Annotated in this window: 16 protein-coding genes and 2 pseudogenes; 4 read left to right on the top strand and 14 right to left on the bottom strand. The window is 41.9% G+C overall.

Annotation, left to right across the window (positions count from 1 at the left end):
* The 7 genes from D9A03_RS08430 to D9A03_RS08400 all read right to left on the bottom strand — a co-directional run.
* The coding region (locus D9A03_RS08430) for a twin-arginine translocation signal domain-containing protein (protein WP_120496746.1) at positions 1-282 on the bottom strand (282 nt) is incomplete at its 3' end.
* Between the two features lie 307 nt (positions 283-589).
* Positions 590-1,315, bottom strand: a complete 726-nt coding sequence (locus D9A03_RS08425; RefSeq protein WP_120496774.1) for an arginyltransferase — start codon at positions 1,313-1,315, stop codon at positions 590-592.
* 110 nt (positions 1,316-1,425) lie between these two features.
* Positions 1,426-2,208 (bottom strand): phosphatase PAP2 family protein, encoded by a 783-nt coding sequence (locus tag D9A03_RS08420; protein WP_120496745.1) that lies wholly within the window; start codon positions 2,206-2,208, stop codon positions 1,426-1,428.
* Positions 2,209-2,381: 173 nt separating this feature from the next.
* On the bottom strand, positions 2,382-2,933 hold the full coding sequence (locus D9A03_RS08415) for an RDD family protein (RefSeq protein WP_120496744.1): 552 nt from the start codon (positions 2,931-2,933) through the stop codon (positions 2,382-2,384).
* A gap of 37 nt (positions 2,934-2,970) precedes the next feature.
* Positions 2,971-3,936 (bottom strand): flagellar motor protein MotB, encoded by a 966-nt coding sequence (motB, locus tag D9A03_RS08410; RefSeq protein ID WP_120496743.1) that lies wholly within the window; start codon positions 3,934-3,936, stop codon positions 2,971-2,973.
* 77 nt (positions 3,937-4,013) lie between these two features.
* The gene (gene motA / locus D9A03_RS08405; protein WP_120496742.1) at positions 4,014-4,877 is read right to left on the bottom strand and encodes a flagellar motor stator protein MotA; all 864 of its coding nucleotides are present in this window, start codon (positions 4,875-4,877) and stop codon (positions 4,014-4,016) included.
* A gap of 124 nt (positions 4,878-5,001) precedes the next feature.
* Complete coding sequence (locus D9A03_RS08400; protein ID WP_216825417.1) at positions 5,002-5,949, bottom strand: DMT family transporter; 948 nt, start codon at positions 5,947-5,949, stop codon at positions 5,002-5,004.
* A gap of 248 nt (positions 5,950-6,197) precedes the next feature.
* On the opposite strand from D9A03_RS08400, the gene D9A03_RS08395 reads away from it, so the two are divergent.
* On the top strand, positions 6,198-6,677 hold the full coding sequence (locus tag D9A03_RS08395) for a flavin reductase family protein (protein ID WP_120496740.1): 480 nt from the start codon (positions 6,198-6,200) through the stop codon (positions 6,675-6,677).
* Positions 6,678-6,713: 36 nt separating this feature from the next.
* On the opposite strand, the gene D9A03_RS08390 is transcribed toward D9A03_RS08395, so the two are convergent.
* From D9A03_RS08390 to D9A03_RS08375, 4 genes are all read right to left on the bottom strand, one after another.
* Positions 6,714-7,898, bottom strand: coding sequence for a PLP-dependent aspartate aminotransferase family protein (locus D9A03_RS08390; protein WP_120496739.1), 1,185 nt, complete (start codon positions 7,896-7,898; stop codon positions 6,714-6,716).
* 18 nt (positions 7,899-7,916) lie between these two features.
* On the bottom strand, positions 7,917-8,216 hold the full coding sequence (locus D9A03_RS08385; protein WP_120496738.1) for an HdeA/HdeB family chaperone: 300 nt from the start codon (positions 8,214-8,216) through the stop codon (positions 7,917-7,919).
* Positions 8,217-8,319: 103 nt separating this feature from the next.
* Positions 8,320-9,540 (bottom strand): threonine ammonia-lyase, encoded by a 1,221-nt coding sequence (locus D9A03_RS08380; protein ID WP_120496737.1) that lies wholly within the window; start codon positions 9,538-9,540, stop codon positions 8,320-8,322.
* Between the two features lie 25 nt (positions 9,541-9,565).
* Positions 9,566-11,842, bottom strand: coding sequence for a penicillin acylase family protein (locus D9A03_RS08375; protein WP_216825416.1), 2,277 nt, complete (start codon positions 11,840-11,842; stop codon positions 9,566-9,568).
* Between the two features lie 309 nt (positions 11,843-12,151).
* Between D9A03_RS08375 and D9A03_RS08370 the strand changes: the two are divergent.
* Together D9A03_RS08370 and D9A03_RS08365 are read left to right on the top strand one after the other, a co-directional pair.
* Positions 12,152-13,092, top strand: a pseudogene (locus tag D9A03_RS08370) (cation diffusion facilitator family transporter).
* Positions 13,093-13,289: 197 nt separating this feature from the next.
* On the top strand, positions 13,290-14,756 hold the full coding sequence (locus D9A03_RS08365; RefSeq protein ID WP_120496735.1) for a malonyl-CoA decarboxylase: 1,467 nt from the start codon (positions 13,290-13,292) through the stop codon (positions 14,754-14,756).
* A 38-nt stretch (positions 14,757-14,794) separates the two neighbouring features.
* Here D9A03_RS08365 and D9A03_RS20265 read toward each other — a convergent pair.
* The 3 genes and pseudogenes from D9A03_RS20265 to D9A03_RS08350 all read right to left on the bottom strand — a co-directional run.
* Positions 14,795-14,899, bottom strand: a pseudogene (locus tag D9A03_RS20265) (hypothetical protein); the annotation flags it as partial.
* A 58-nt stretch (positions 14,900-14,957) separates the two neighbouring features.
* Entirely contained in the window at positions 14,958-15,137 is a 180-nt protein-coding gene (locus D9A03_RS08355) for a hypothetical protein (protein WP_120496734.1), read from the bottom strand.
* On the bottom strand, positions 15,137-15,727 hold the full coding sequence (locus D9A03_RS08350) for a TetR/AcrR family transcriptional regulator (RefSeq protein WP_120496733.1): 591 nt from the start codon (positions 15,725-15,727) through the stop codon (positions 15,137-15,139). The genes D9A03_RS08355 and D9A03_RS08350 overlap by 1 nt, the downstream gene beginning before the upstream one ends.
* Positions 15,728-15,964: 237 nt before the next feature.
* Here D9A03_RS08350 and D9A03_RS08345 point away from each other — a divergent pair, with 237 nt between their 5' ends.
* Complete coding sequence (locus D9A03_RS08345) at positions 15,965-16,480, top strand: DUF805 domain-containing protein (protein WP_120496732.1); 516 nt, start codon at positions 15,965-15,967, stop codon at positions 16,478-16,480.
* The last annotated feature ends 33 nt before the right edge of the window (positions 16,481-16,513 follow it).

Here is a 16,513-nt window from a genome sequence, read left to right as displayed (position 1 = left end):
CATATCCGCTGTACCGTTGGAAACGGCATCAAAGGATTCAAAAGGTGGCACCAGCTCACCCGCAGCATATAGTTTTACGTTCAACTTGCCGCCGGAAGCAGCCGTGATACGATCGGCAACACGCTGGGCACCGGTTCCCAGACCGGGGAAGTTCTTTGGCCAGGTGGTTACCATTTTCAGGTCGCGTTTGCCCTGTGCAATCGCTGGTGCGCTCAGTGTGGCCGCTGCAGCACCTGCTGCTACACCCGTAGCTGCACCCGTTAGAAACTTTCTACGATTCATTAAAATTGTCTCCCTGCTGAGATATTTCCAATTTAGGAATATTATGGATTAGTAACAAAGAAGTGAGGCACAGAATAAGCAAGTTAGTTCGCGAGTGCAATAAATCCCGACATTTTAACAGATAGTATTATTGCATAATGGTACTGAAATTTATGCATAACCTATATATAACAAACAGATACCTGGTATTTGTCATCATATTAACCCCAGAGGATCTATTCCTGCTCTCGTTTGGAATTAGTCTGAGATTAACTTTAGAGCTAATAAATGGTCAGAAATTGAAATATTTATCGAGCCCTGAACACGATTAAAAATCAGGAGAAAGTGATCCTTCTATCCAAACTCCACCTTGAAATGATTCGAGTGGGGTAAACTTGGATTTATATGACATTTTCTGCGATTCTTTAATCCAATACCCCAAATAGAGATAATGCAGTTTTCTTCGTTTAGCTTCATCCAAAAGCCATAGAATCATATAGCTACCAAGACCTTTATCTGATTGATGAATGTCAAAGAAACTATAAACCGCTGAAACACCGTCATTGACCCAGTCAACGAGACAAGCTGAAACAAGACTGTTATCTGTCGCTCTGAATTCTATGATCTCTGTATCAATAGGGCTGGTTTCAACCATGTCTTTATAATCATTCCAGGACATGTCGCTCATATCACCATCCCCGTGACGTTGCTGTACGTAAGAGCGGAAAAGACCAAACTGTTCTTCTGTTGCCACCGATTTATAGGCTTTGGCTTGTAATGCCTGATTTTTATTCCAAATTCGCCGTTGAGATTTTTTCATCCTGAAATCGTCAACGCGAACGCGTACAGACAGACAATAGTCAGGATTATTATAAAGGGGGCGGTAGAGATAGTTATGACTACGTCTGAAGCCAGCCTTTATAAGTAAGTTATACTGTTGAATGGCTTCATCAACTGAAAACTCGGTAACCAACTTGCGTTCTTCTTCGCCTTCTTTATAGGGACAAGGTGCTGGGGGAGTTGTGAAAAACAGTTGTGGTTTTGTGAACACCATATAGCAAATATTATAATTATTGACTGTGATTGACAAAGAATAAACAGGGCCGCTGCATATGGTCAACGGCCCTGTTATTTAACATTTCAAAAACCTGCGCCAGTTTTATCTTAAGTGAGTTTTTTAGCCAGCTTTACAAAGGGAAGAGTTAATGCATCTGGTAGATTCAAAACCAGAACATCTGCCAATGTATTCAAAAAACTTTCCGCCCAACGAATTGCCGGAATTGTGAAGGTCAAAGCCATAATGGGAAGAATATGTATCGCACCGCCGACAACCAGATCTGACAACCAGTGCGCCCCGGCAACAGCACGTGCTGTTCCCCCAAGAATAGCAATAGGCAAAGCAAGCCAGAAGTATTTACGGCCGATGGCAAAATAGAAAAAGAAACCATAAATTCCGGCGACAACAGCATGATTCCCGGGGAAACTGTCATCCGCACTAACTTTAGCTTTGAGCCAGGGAACCAGTTCATTCAGGTTATTGAATGTATCACTGTAAATCAGAGAAGGGCTGAGAGATTCGTAGGATCTAAAGGCATGTTTGGCAAAATAAACACCGACAATAATGCCAATGCCCATCACCAACATGTGGCTTAAGCGCAGGCTAAGCGGTCTGCTGCGATCACCAATAACATACCAAAGGCAGGGGATGGCCATAATAAGCCCGTTCAACTTGTCAAATACCGGGGTATTCGTCGCTGCCCAAAAGATCTGCCAGGGCTCTCCCCAGGTCAAGGTACTATTAACAGCCCAGAAAAAATCAACACTTACAGCATGCCAAAGCTCACTTGTTGATGTCCAGATATACGAAAGTCCGATGAGAACAGCTAGAGCAGTTAAAAACGTAAGTTTTTTTACCTGCCACTCTGTTCCAAGAAGTTCACGCTGCATTTTTGTTTTTCTCAATAGATAATCTAATACAAATTCTACACCTTTATTACCGAGAAAAACTCAATAAGACCAGATGAAAAAGTGACAGATTTATTAAGCACTAATAAGGCTAAATTATGGAGAAACAGGAACCAGATGGGCTTTGTCGATGATAGATGATAAACAAATCCAAATCATCTTAGTATCTCATCAATTGTTGCTTCTGGAATTTCGTCGTTCACAACAATTGTATTCGTCAAAAGATCGTGCAGCGTTCTTTTTTCATCGTTGAAAAATACAACAAGCAAAATAAGAAAGCTTGTTGCTGGCACTGTCAGATAAAAAATAACTGTGGTCAACAAAGCATGAACCAGCGTGACGGGCTTTCCATCCATGGTTACCATCTTGATTCCCATGGCATTCATGCCCGGTGTGGCCCCTTGCTGAGATAGGAAATAACTGTGATAGAGAAGGGGTAAAAATGATAGCAAAGCCAATAAAGGAGAAAGAATTCCAAACGAAAGAATTGTCAGGACAAATGCGATAAAACCTGCAATAAGGCCTAAAACAGCCAAGATAATAAAATCAATGATATAGGCCAAGCTTCTATCAAAAGGAACGCCTCTTGTATCAGAAGGGCGAATGCCAAATCTTAACTTTTGTGCTACTCTGTTAAAGCCAACAGCTTGTGTATCAGTCATATCATAAAGATAAGAAGGATAAAGGCATAATTCAAGATTTCTCAACAGGATTACCTTTGTAAAACCTTAGAAACACACCTTACTATGTAGGATCTGACGTGATGCTGTTAACATCAATAGACTTTCCCTGATCCATCTTTTCCTTCAAGACTTCATCATTATCCTTCAAAAGAATAATGGAAATTCGTCTGTTTATCTCTGCTGTAGGATTTTCTTTATCAAAAGGTTCGGTCGCAGCCAATCCTTCAACAGACGCAACTCGATCCGTTGCTAGTCCTGCGTTTATAAGGGCACGTCTGCTGGCATTTGCCCTTTCAGAAGAAAGTTCCCAGTTTGTATAACCATTTGCAGTTTTATAAGGCGTTGCATCCGTGTGCCCTTTAATTGCAATCTGTTGGTCAATATCCTTGATCGCATCTGCAACCAGTCCCAAAAGCTTTTCTGTATGATCAAGCATGTTTGAGGCGCCGCTTGGGAACATGGATGTACCATTCTGATCAACAAGTTGTATTCTGAGGCCGTCCGGAGTTCTGTCAATAAGCAAGTTTTCCTCTAATCCGGCAAGATCTGGATTATCGGCAATTGCTGTTTTTAAAGCGACAGCTGTTTCTTCAAACTGTTTTTGTTCTTGTTCGCGCCTGAATTCTTCCAGCTGTTCTTCGTCTGCTTTACCTTCACCCTTTAATGGATCTTTTTCAGCATTGGGGTCAACTTCGTCACTCTCTTCTTCTGGTGGCAACTGCATCTGTACACCAATACTCGAGAACTGAGAAACCAAAGCCCCATCAGCTGAAATTGATCGGCCGCCTAATAATCCATCAGAGCCACTTGTTGCTTTCGAAATGTTAGAGGAGGGGGCAAAATAATCAGCAATACCCAGTTTTTGCTCTTCAGTTGTTGCATTTAATAACCATAGAAGAAGAAAAAAGGCCATCATCGCAGTCACAAAGTCAGCATAGGCAACTTTCCAGGCACCACCGTGATGTCCGCCGTGGCCGCCTTTCTTGACCTTCTTTATTATGACTTCGCCTTGAGCTTCTTCAGCCATTCTTCTTTTCCAGGTTAACTAGATTTAAAACAGATACATGAATATTTAGGTGAAATTATGAACACGAAGCATAAAACTTAGCCCGGAGCAGGAAGTTCATTCGCAGCTTCTTCAACTTCGTAGAAGCTGGGCCTAACATGAGACATAAGTGTTTTTCGAGCATATTCCACAGAAACGGTTGGTGCGTTTCCTGCCATATGAGCAAGCAATCCAGCTTTTAGGCACTCATAGTATCTGGAATCTTCTTCCGCGACCTTATCAAAGGCAGAAGCCATAGGAGATACAAAACCATAAGCCGCGAGAATTCCCGAGAAAGTTCCGACAAGCGCAGCACCAATCAACTTACCCAAGACTTCTGGTGGTTCACTAATTGACCCCATTGTGTGAATAACCCCAAGAACAGCAGCCACAATACCCAGAGCCGGCAAACCATCCCCCAACCCGGCCAAAGCGCCACCAACGTTCGCGTCTTCCAGATGGTGAACTTCGAGTTCCTGATCCATCAAACCTTCAACTTCATGAGGGTTATCAGCACCCAAACTCATTAATCTGAGGTAGTCACAAACAAAAGAGACCGCATGATGGTCACCATGAAATTTAGGGAATTGAGAGAACAAAGCAGACTCATCAGGATTCTCTACATGCTGTTCCAGAGCCAACATTCCTTTGGTCTTTGCTAGTTTGAAAATTTGATACTGAAGGCATAAAAGTTCAAGAAAATCTTCTTTTTTGTATGCAGGCCCCTTGATCATACGGCCAAAAGCTGAACCTATTCCCTTAAGAGTAGCCTTGGAATTGGCACAGATTGTAGCACCAACACCCGCACCGAGAATGATAACAAATTCAAACGGCTGCCAGAGAACACCCATATGCCCCCCGGCGCCCATATAACCACCGACCACACAAGCTGCGACGATTATGAGACCAACAATAACTGTCATGACAGAAGTTCGATTCCTGTTTTAAATTCTATATTTCGCATCATCACGGAATAAGGTTAACAAGTCGTAATTATCTGTAAAAACTAGTTAAATAATCTTCAAATTTAATATGAATATTGTGGTTTTAACTAAACCGTCTGCGTTTTCGAATAAGAATTGGCAAAACTTCGACCATTAAAATAGCACTGAGGATAAGCGCACAGCCAATCATACTCGTCATTTCAAGTCTTTCACCAAGTATAACGGCCCCGGCAACGGCTGCAAAAACCGTCTCCATACTTAAAATCAAAGCTGCATCGGCTGGTTGTGTGTGTGCTTGGCCAACGACCTGAAGCGTAAAAGCTATTCCCACAGATAAAACACCTGCATAGGCAATAAACCAAAAAGCCGCCTTAAGTATCTCTAACGTTAATGTTTCCATTGCAACAGCAAAAGCGGCCGCAATGATGGCTGAAATGGCAAACTGGATTGCGGCAAGGGTTAACGGCATTGATGTACGCGCAGCAACCAAACCAACCAAGAGAACATGTAGTCCCCAAAAAATGGTTGAAGTAAGAATAAGCGCATCGCCATACCCCAGTTGCAAGCTTGAATCAACGCCGCTTATCAGTGTTGTACCCGAAAAAGAACAAGCTATTGCAATCCATGTAATCCAATGGGGTTTTTTACGAAAAATGATAAGCCCCAATAAAGGAACCATTGGGACATAAAGAGCCGTCAAGAAACCGGCGTTGGTAACACTTGTATGGATAATACCGTACTGTTGAATGATGGTTGCTGTGAAGAGAATCACACCGATAACAATCATCAAACCGAGGTCTTTTTTTGCAATAACCTCATGAGTTTTTTCTTTAAGTGTCATTTTCTTTTTTTGCCATTCTCGTATAGCAAGCGGTAAAACAACCAGAAATCCCAGAAAAAATCGTGTCGAGGTAAAGCTCATTGGCCCAATAATATCCATCGACACATGTTGGACAACAAATGTTGATCCCCAAATTGCCGCAGCGACTAGTAATACCAGATTGGCTTGAATACGAGACATGGCCTTTGAACTCACGATACTTCTAAACACCTAAGGCCGTTCCCTTATCGTCTTTTGTAATGAGTTACAAGCAGGATGCTAAAAGGAAAGAATTTTGGCGAAAATTGAAAAGTTGCCACAGAAAATGAGGTCGTTTCCAGAATACTTTAGCATTTTTGTGGGAAATATTTGGTACTGCACAAAAATTCAGTTGTTTTCAGTGTTATTTTGTTTGTAGGGTGCCGTTGCGCCTATTGAGGTAATGAATACAGACTAATTTATGAATTGAGTACTGGGTAATGGCTTTTAATTCTAATGAGTTTCGCAAAGTTTTGGGGAATTTTGCTACAGGTGTGACTGTTGTCACAACCAGAGATAAATCAGGTACGCCCCATGGATTGACAGCCAACTCATTTTCTTCTGTTTCTTTAGAGCCCCCTTTGGTTTTGTTTTGTATTGATAAGCGATCAAACTGCCTGCCAGCTTTTAATGAAGCCGAAGCATTTGCCGTTAATATCTTAACTGACAAACAAAAAGATCTCTCGGATCGCTTTGCTTTTTCGGAAGAACGTTGGGAAGGCGTAAAAACACGCTTTCTTCAAACTGGCGTACCAGTTTTGGAAGGTTGTCTGGCTAATCTGGATTGTACTATGCATGCACAATACGATGCCGGAGATCACATTATTATTGTTGGTAAAGTCGAAGAGACACTAATCCAAAACGAGGGCGATCCTTTATTGTATTTTCGTGGAAAATACCGCGGCGTCCATATTGAATAAAGGTATAAAAATCACTTCATAAGATTTTGATTTAAATCAGTTAAGTGCGTAACTTAAATCGTTTTTCAAATCATCAACATCCTCAACACCTACAGATAATCGGATCAAATTATCGGTGATGCCAATTGCCTGTCTGTGATCAGGGGAAACTGCCGCGTGGGTCATAGTGGCAGGGTGTTCAACCAAGCTTTCGACGCCACCTAAGCTAACGGCGAGCGCAAAGAGTTCAACGCGTTCCAGAAAACGTTTACTCGCTTCCAGTCCACCTTTGAGCGTGAAAGTTACAATGCCCCCACCAGATTTCATTTGCTGCTTGCAAAGTTTATGTTGGGGATGACTTGATAATCCCGGATACCACACCTTCTCGATTTGATCCTGTTTTTCCAGGAAACTCGCAATTTCTTGCGCATTACTACAATGACGTTCCATCCTTAGTGCCAAGGTCTTTAAACCTCTTAGCGCGAGGAAAGAATCAAAAGGCCCCTGAATAGCCCCCAAGGCGTTTTGCAAATACTTTATCTTTTCACAAAGTCCTGGATTTTCCCCCACAACAAGGATACCCCCAATCATATCAGAGTGACCGTTAAGGTATTTGGTTGCAGAATGCATGACCATATCGATACCCAACTCTAATGGTCGCTGTACCCAAGGGGAGCAAAAGGTATTATCGCAAACGGTTATAATTCCGTGTTGTCTTGCTATAGACGCAATATCTTGAAGATCAACAAGTTGAAGAAGAGGGTTGGTCGGCGTCTCAATCCAGATCATTTTTGTTTCTGGTTTCAAGGCCGCTTTTAAAGCATCAGTTGAGGTTAAATCAACAAAATCAATATCCAATCCCGCTGAACGAGGGCGCACATCGCGAAACAAGCGATGTGTTCCCCCGTAGAGATCATGCATGGCAATAACATGAGAGCCACTATCTAATAAATCCAGTGCTGTACTTATGGCAGCCAAGCCAGATGCAAAAGCAAGACCCAGTTGACCACTTTCCAGATCAGCAATACAGCGTTCATAGGCCTGACGTGTCGGATTTTCCGTACGGCTATACATGTAGCCCTTATTAGCACCCAAACCATCCTGCACATAAGTTGATGTAGCATAAATTGGTTGCATGATAGCCCCTGTACTCGGATCAGGCTCTTGGCCAGCATGAATTGTACGGGTTGCAAAAGACAGTCTATTGGGGCGTTTTACAGATCTCTTGAGGCTATCAGACATGAGAGGTGCTTCATTCACTTATGATGATTTTAAATCGCTAACGACTTGAAACACTGCCTTTTCCGGATTGCTTTGACAAGACGTTACGGTTGCTTCCAGGAGTGGCTCAATTGCTTTCTGGTTAAAAATTGATTTTTTCTGTGTTCCTGTAATATAGCCATCCAACCAAAAGGCAAAAGTCATCAGATCATCTTCATCATCAAACATTGAACAGGGGACTTCTTTGAAACCCGGTTCGGAAGCAATAACTGGCCAACTGAAAAGAGGTACAGTTAAAAATAATGAGAATATGATCGCTTTGCTGATGTGAGTTTTCATAACGAATACCTTTCAAAAAATGAAAGAATATCGTGTGGTAACTGACAAGAGGCTGATAAAAAAGGGGCAAGAAGCCCCTTTCTATTTAGATGAAAAACATCACTTAATCTGTTGATCTGGAAGATAATATTCTGGTTGAAATTCTCATTTCCTGCAAACGTTCAACAATCTCGTCAACATGTTCACTATCGCGGGTCTCGATGATAAAATCAATTTCGACCATTTTTGCCGGCACATCATAAAAATGCCTTTGATGCATTACGTCGATAATATTTCCGCGTGCTTTGCCGATTTCGCTTGAGATTTTGGCGAGGAGACCGGGTTGATCAACCATTTCGGTCCTGATACGAACCAGACGACCATCCCGCATAAGGCCACGCATCAACAAGCCAGACAACATACGGGCATCAATATTGCCACCACAGATAACAGTCGCAATTTTTTTGCCCCTAAACTTTTCAGGATTATTCAAGATTGCGGCAACACCTGTAGCGCCAGCTCCTTCAGAGACAACTTTCTGTTCTTCAACAAGCGTAAGAATAGCTGTTTCAATTTGGCTTTCATCTACAAGAAAGATTTCTTCAACAAGTTGATCAATGATTTCGCGGGTAATGATACCAGGTTCTTTTACTGCAATACCATCAGCCATTGTTGATCCACCAGATGTAGCAGGCTGGTGTTTTATAGCCTGAGACATAGAGGGGAAGAGGTTGGCTTCAACACCATAGAGCTTTATGTCTGGATTAATTGCATTTGCTGCCAGGGAAATACCTGACAAAATACCGCCTCCGCCAATAGGAACGATAATGGCGTCCAGATCAGGTTGCTCCTCCAGCATCTCAAGGCCAATTGTTCCCTGACCAGCAATAACATGCTCGTCATCATAAGGATGAACAAAGGTCAAACCGTCTTTTGCAACGATTTCATCAACCACTTTGCGAGAATCGTCCAAAGTTTCACCAGACAGGATAACCTTGGCACCTAAAGCACGAGTACGCTCTATTTTACTGAAAGGAGCTGTTTCCGGCATAACAATTGTAGCTGGTATTCCCATGCGATTGGCATGCAAAGCAACGCCTTGCGCATGATTTCCTGCCGACATGGCAATCACACCTTTTTCTTTTTGCGCATCCGTCAGGTTTTTAATTCGATACAGTGCGCCACGATCTTTAAACGATCCGCTAAATTGCTGACTTTCCAATTTAAGGTAAAGTTCGCAACCAAGTATCTTAGAAAGTCGCTTTGCGTGGACAAAAGGTGTTCTAACCACTTCATCACGTATTTCATCCGCCGCTTGGCGAATATCTTCAATTGTTACTGTCACCCTATCGATCCTAATGTTTTTATATTTAGTTTATACTTTTAGCATTCAGCGTTAATCGCTGAACTTTCTCTTCTGTGCTTGTTCCATCCAGTTTCACATAGTTTCCATCGCGCCAACGTAATAGAAAGTTACCGTAAAACTTTGATAGTGGGTTACCCGATTGCCCTGTTGCGATTAAGAACCTTGAATTATCAAGATTATCTAGATCGTAGACAGCCCGATAAGAAGGTCCGTGAACATTCGGAAAACGCCATAAATCACCACGTTTCATAGATGGGCTTGCACGGTTTATTGTGTCATGCCCGCCCGGTGTCGCGATCTTTAGTTTTAATAGCTCACCTAAAATTGGAATTCTATCAAAAATTTGATGTTGGAAACTTGTTGAATGTAACTCTCCCCAAGAAATATCCTGTTCCAGTTGTTGATGATTAGAAGCAACTCTTCTCAGGCTTTCTGTCATCTGGGCGACACAGTTCTCTTCATTGACGAGTTTTTCGCCATATAGGCACCAGGAATCTGGATCTTCAGACAAACGCCTTTGAAGTCTCAGGATGTTTGGTGTTTGGAAAGAATTTGCATCAGTGGGAAGATTTCCAAAGGCTGCCCGGTTTAACCAATAAATCCAGTGGTAAAAAATAGCGGGCTCCGTAGAGTTTACGTCAAGCCGTCCATCCCACCGAGAAAGCTTTTGTTTTATAGCTTCGCTCTTTGGGTCAGTTACAGGCGTATCGAGTAATATTTCTAGAATTTCCAAAGCAGCAATAGATAAGGTATCCATTTGAATTGTCAGGTTATCCTCTACAGATAACCTATCATTTTCATCAAGAAGTTGATGTATTCGACGGGCGCGATAAGAATTGGGCCAATCCTTGGCGATCAAATAGGGATAATCATCACTGACCAGTTTATTATTCGCAGTAACCAGTTTTTGATCAGCGGGATTTAGTTTTTTGGGTAAATCCTGATGTGGAACGATACCAATCCAATCGTTCGCACCCGTCCAACCAGCAACAAGATAACGGCCATCCCCTCGATTACGAATTGGAACGCGTCCCGGTGCCATTAACTGAATATTACCAAAGTGATCTGCCATCACTAATGTCTGTTGCGGTGAATGAAAGTTCTCTACGGCACGCGCAAAGTCATCTGACTGTTTTGCATAGTTAATATCGTATAGTGCCTGAGCCGTGAGATCGTCTTCTCGTAACGCAGTCCACGCGAGTGCTAAAAGATGCCCATCTTCTTTATTAGCCGTGCCGTTCAAAACAGGCGAAAGAATGGGGCCATGACGTGTTTTGCGAACCGTAAATTCTTGCGATGTTTGACCCTTGACGAAGATTTTCTCGGTAACTTCTTCAAAATCTTCATACCCTTCTGGCGTTAGGTATTGGTTGGGGTTATCCGGGTTCAGCTTTTCAATAAACAAATCCTGTGTGTCACTGTGCGTTGTTGTAAAGCCCCAGGCAATATGACTGTTGTGCCCCAGCACTAGAAAGGGCACTCCAGGGGATGTTGCACCAGCCCAAGTGTAATCCGGCGTTTCAATTCTCACCAAATACCAAGGACCCGGGGCATCCAAAGCAAGATGAGGATCATTAGCCAGAATTGGTTTTCCTGTACTTGTTTTATCGCCAGAAACTACCCACGCATTCGATGCATCTTTTGGGGCCAAGGGCCAAGGCAGGGGATGTGTGCCAGCAAAGATTTCTTTTTGAATATTATTTGATAAGTCAAATTGAGGGATAATAGCCGGGTCGTTGTTATCTCTGGGCCAAAAACCATCGACCTCTTTTGCAGAGAGATGCTTCAAAAGTCTTTGACGCAAGAGTTCGCGGTTAAAATTATCTGAAAGTTGCAAGGCCATAAGACGTCCCCATAACAGGGAGTCTGTTGGCTTCCATTCTTCCGGTTGATAATTTAACAGATGAAATTCGGGTGAAAGTGTTGACGAATGATTATTTATATACTCATTGACACCCGTGCTATAGGCAACGAAGGCATTTTGCACGTGGGAAGGTAGTTTTTCGTAGTTTGCTGCGACCAGATTGCGAAAGCCCAGAGTTCGCATGAAGCGGTCGATGCCGAGTGTCGCTTCCCCTACGACTTCAGACAATCGCCCAGAACCAGCTCTTCGCATAAAATCCATTTGCCAAAGTCTGTCTTGTGCATGAACAAAACCAAGTGCTTTATAAGCATCTGGCACATTTTGTGCCTTAATCGTCACCAGTCCGTTTTCATCGCGGATAACATCGACCTTTTCCTGTAAGCTTTCCATCTGGATGTTGCCTGCTAGTTGTGGCAAAGATCCACGTATCCAGAAAAACAATCCTGTTGCAGACAGAAATACACAAAGGGACACGCCAACAAGACAGAAAAAAAGAAGTTTAATTTTACGTTTAATGTGACCAGGCATCATAATTCGCATAAAAAAGAAATCGCAGAAACCAGATAGTAAAAGCCAGATAATAACAGAAGATGATTGAACCTTCTCATATGTTGCTTATTATGTCGCATCTTATTTGATTTCTATTTCAATAAACGATCCAAGTCAGATCACTGGGCAGGTTCTTACAACAGGCCATGAACTTGACCATTATTAAGGGGAACAGACATGGCCGGAAATTCTTCCAAAGTGGTCATTTTTGCTGCAATGGCCGGAAATGGTCTAATTGCAATAACCAAAGCGGTCGCTGCTGCTTATACTGGCAGTTCTGCCATGTTTAGTGAAGCAATTCATTCTGCAGTTGATACTGGCAATCAAGGCCTGTTACTTTACGGATTACATCGTGCGAAACGTTCCCCCGATGACCGACACCCCTATGGCTTGGCCGAGAGTTATATTTTTGGGCTTTTGTTGTGGCTTTACTGGTTTTTGCCATAGGTTCTGGCGTATCCATATACGAAGGTATTCATAAAATAATGGAGCCAGAGCCAATACAAAACCCAATGGTCAACTTCGTTGTTCTCGGTGCTGCCTTGATATTTGAAGGCGCGGCCTGGTATATCGCTTTCAAAGAATTCAAAACATCGGTGAAGGGGCGAAATTACTTTGCAGCTGTTGCCGCAAGCAAAGATCCTTCGATTTTTGCGGTCCTGCTTGAAGATTCAGCGGCTATGTTAGGACTTTTGATCGCCTTGATCGGATTAAGTCTCGGTCTGTGGCTAGATATTCCAGAACTTGATGGTGTTGCATCTGTTGTTATTGGTATTTTGCTCGCAGCAATCGCATGGGTTTTGGCTTATGAGACCAAAGGATTGCTAATCGGTGAGGGGGCTGATCCCGAGGTTGAGAAATCAATCCGTCGTATTATTGCCAAGCATTCCGAAGTTCTCAGAACCAATGAAATTCTGTCTCTTCAAAATGGCCCAATGGATATTCTGGTTACTCTATCTCTGGATTTTAAGGATAATATTTCATCACAGGATCTGGAAAGTGTTATTTCCAAAATGGAACGACAGATCAGAACGACCCACGCAGACGTCAGAAAAGTCTTTATAGAGGCACAGAGTTGGCGGGCCCACAACAGAGCTGCAAAAGAAATTAAACCTTAATATTGGTAATTAAATTACCGAAAAAAAATATGATCCAGATATTATTCAGGAAAATATGGTAAAGGGTGTCCTCCAAAAAGTTGCATCATAATTTCGTCACTGATTAGATAGTATCTTGTTAACAGCTGATCTTGAATTAATCAGGATCAGCATCACGTGTGATTAAGAGCATTCTGATCTTTAAAGGTACTTAATTAATGGCGAAAGAAAATCTGGAAACTGTAAGTACATTATCTCAGCTATCAGGTGCATGGCGGGATATAGCACAAACAGCAGCCCGAAGTGTTGGGCTTTCGAGGTCTGATACATCTGTCAGTACAAAAAACCTTAAAAAGATGATGGATGAATGTTTGAACGGGCCGGGTGGTGATGTATCAGCCAGAATGCGAACAGCGGACCTCGGTCGGACATACCTAGACCTTGATTCGGACGGAAAGCGTGTTTTTCTGAAAACTCTTGCCGAAGATTTTTGCGCTAATAATGACCTTATCAAAGAGTCCATTAATGAATACGAAGCGGCAAAAAATGAATCTGAACGTATTGTCGCAGCATATCATTTAAGACAGTCATCTTTACCAGATAGATTGAAATTACTAACCCAATTCAATGCTTTGCCAAATGGTGTTAAGTTTTTAGTAGATATTCGGGATGATCTTTTAAAGATAAAAGATAAAGACCCTTATCTGAACGCCCTTGATCGTGACCTGCAACAACTTCTCAATTCATGGTTTGATACCGGGTTTCTTGATCTAGTTGAAATGACCTGGAATACCTCTGCCGCGCTTTTGGAGAAGCTTATTGCTTATGAGGCCGTGCATGAAATCGATTCTTGGGACGATTTACGCAATCGGTTAGATTCTGACCGGCGTTGCTATGCGCTCTTTCACCCAAGAATGCCGGATGAACCCCTCGCTTTTGTCGAGGTTGCTTTGGTAAAAGGCGTGGCAAAGAATGTTCAAGCTCTACTTGATGTCGAAGCTCCCCTTGGAAACCCCAAAAATGCAGACACAGCAATTTTTTACTCTATAACCAACACGCAAACCGGATTACGTGGTATATCCTTTGGTGAGCACCTGATTAAACAGGTTGTCCAGCATCTATCCCATGAAATGCCCTGGATAAAGACCTATGCGACTTTGTCTCCTGTTCCCGGATTCAGATCATGGCTGGCAGATCTGGATGCAAGTTTTTATGAAGATGCAGTAACATCTGATGAAATGGAACGCTTAAAGACCAAAACGGGCGCAGATGTTGCCAAAACAGCAGTTTTCCTCTGTTTTCAAGACAAGGACTGGTTCGAAAATAAAGAATTAAGCGAGCTTCTGCGCGGCCCTCTTAGTCGCTTGTGTGTCGCTTATTTCCACGAAAAAGATCATAAAGGGCGCGCATTGGATCCCGTTGCACGGTTTCACCTTAAAAATGGCGCTCAGTTAAATCAAATTAACTGGTTGGGTGATACTTCTGAAAAGGGGATTTCACAGGCAAGTGGTATCATGGTCAATTATCGCTATGACCTTGCGGATATTGAAAAGAACCACGAAAGATTTATGAACGACGGATCTGTTGTTATGAGTTCACAGGTCCGGAGTTATTTAAAACAGCTAAGTGGTGAATTAGGTGCAGAGAGTACCTTTGCAAAGTTAAAACGTACAATTGCGGGATAAAGTAAGAGATAAAGCATTTTTCTGAAAGAGGAGACCGTTTATTTAAATACAGCTTCAATAGCACGTTTTGCCCAGCTATTTAATTCATCTATATCATCAAGAACCTCTGCAGGAACTTTGTAATATTTTTTGACCTGTACGCGTCCTTTTTTTGTTAAACAACTAAAAGACTCTGATTTCTAATCCAGATATTCAGAAAGACTATCGGTACTGACCCTGAAGTAGAGCCTGTTTTTCATCAACATGCAGAACTGTTTGTTCCTGTATTTTTATAGATTTTCCATCAAAGAAGCGCCCAATTTTCAGCTCTCCCAATGGTTCTCGTTGTTCAAATATATATCGAGCAAAGTCATTTTTGTATTTTTCAGGCTCTTCCAACATCAAAACTCTCTCCTTAGGATCAAATCAATTTCATCGTCGATGATTTGTTCAATTTCTTTACGCCGTAACCCAGCCCGAACAAGGACAAGAATTCCCTGATAAAAAACAAGTAGCCGAATAGCAGCTTGTTGCGCAGAAGAGTGCTTGGCAATTTGACCTTTTTCGGTGCAGCGAATGATCTGCCTTTTGAACGCGGCCTCTAAAAGAGAAAATCCGGTATCAAGTTCTTGCGTGGTATGTCGACGCCTGTTGTTAAACTCAACAGCGGTGTTCGTTAACAAACATCCATTTTCCTGACCATCAGGTTCATTGAGTAATGAACGGAAAAGGTCTTTCATTCCAGAAAGCGGATCCTCAACTTGATCCAAAAAAGTACTGATCCGATTTCGTACAACGTTATTGTTGTAAAAACTAATCGCGATATCAAAAAGAGCTTCTTTCCCGCCAAACGAATTATAAAGGCTTCCCGATGTTAAACCTGTCGCTTTTTCAAGGTCTTTAACCGTTGTTGCTTCATATCCTTTTTCGCGGAAAATATTTACGACTTTCGCAAGCGTCTCTTTTTCATCAAATGATAGATTTCGACCCATAAAATCCTCATAAAATTTTAGATTGTTTATTTTAAAATAAATATTATAAAATTATTCAAATTACAAGAAGACAATATTTATGTTGTTTATCAATAATTAAGGAAATTACATATTTGGGCATATGAAAAATTTCAACTTTAAACAAAGAAATAAAAAGTTACAATTTTAACTATAATTTATTTCTGATTCATCCCTGATTGGTAGAATTTTCCTGAAAAAAACAAATTGAGTCTTCCAATGATAGGGATTTTTGCGATCTGTTCTGTAATCTTTTTACTGCCGACAATTATTTACGTGAGCAGTGATGAGAAAGTTCTTGGCCGCCTAACTTATGTTTTCAGGATGTTGTTTTTATCTCTCTTTCTCTGGGCATTTTTAGTCATGAGCCTTACACATGTTATTCCTGCCGAAGAAATTTTGAAGGTTCTCAAAAATCCAACGGGTGAAATCCAAATCGAAGGTGGTTGGACTGTACTCTCTGTTGTACTGATCGCTCTCTGTACGCAAATATGTTGGATGGTACATAGGTTAAACCATATCGGATGGCCGAAGTGGCTAGCACTCTTAATTACAGTTCCAGCAGTAAACCTTATCTTCAGTTTCTTACTCACCGCAATGCCCGGGAAAAGAACAAGAAAACTCCCCTCTAATTTTTCAGAAAATTCCGAGGATACTGAACCTTGTTTCTCTTATGAGTACTCTTCCTCTGGTTTTTCTATGCAACGCGTTAGTGATAAAAATTTAGACGAATAAAAAAAGCCCGGAAAAATCCGGGCTTTCTCATCA

This window comes from Kiloniella sp. EL199, from assembly GCF_900313065.1.
Classification (GTDB): domain Bacteria; phylum Pseudomonadota; class Alphaproteobacteria; order Kiloniellales; family Kiloniellaceae; genus Kiloniella.
Note: the sequence above shows the minus strand (reverse complement) of the source record. Positions and strands in the feature narration are given on the sequence as shown.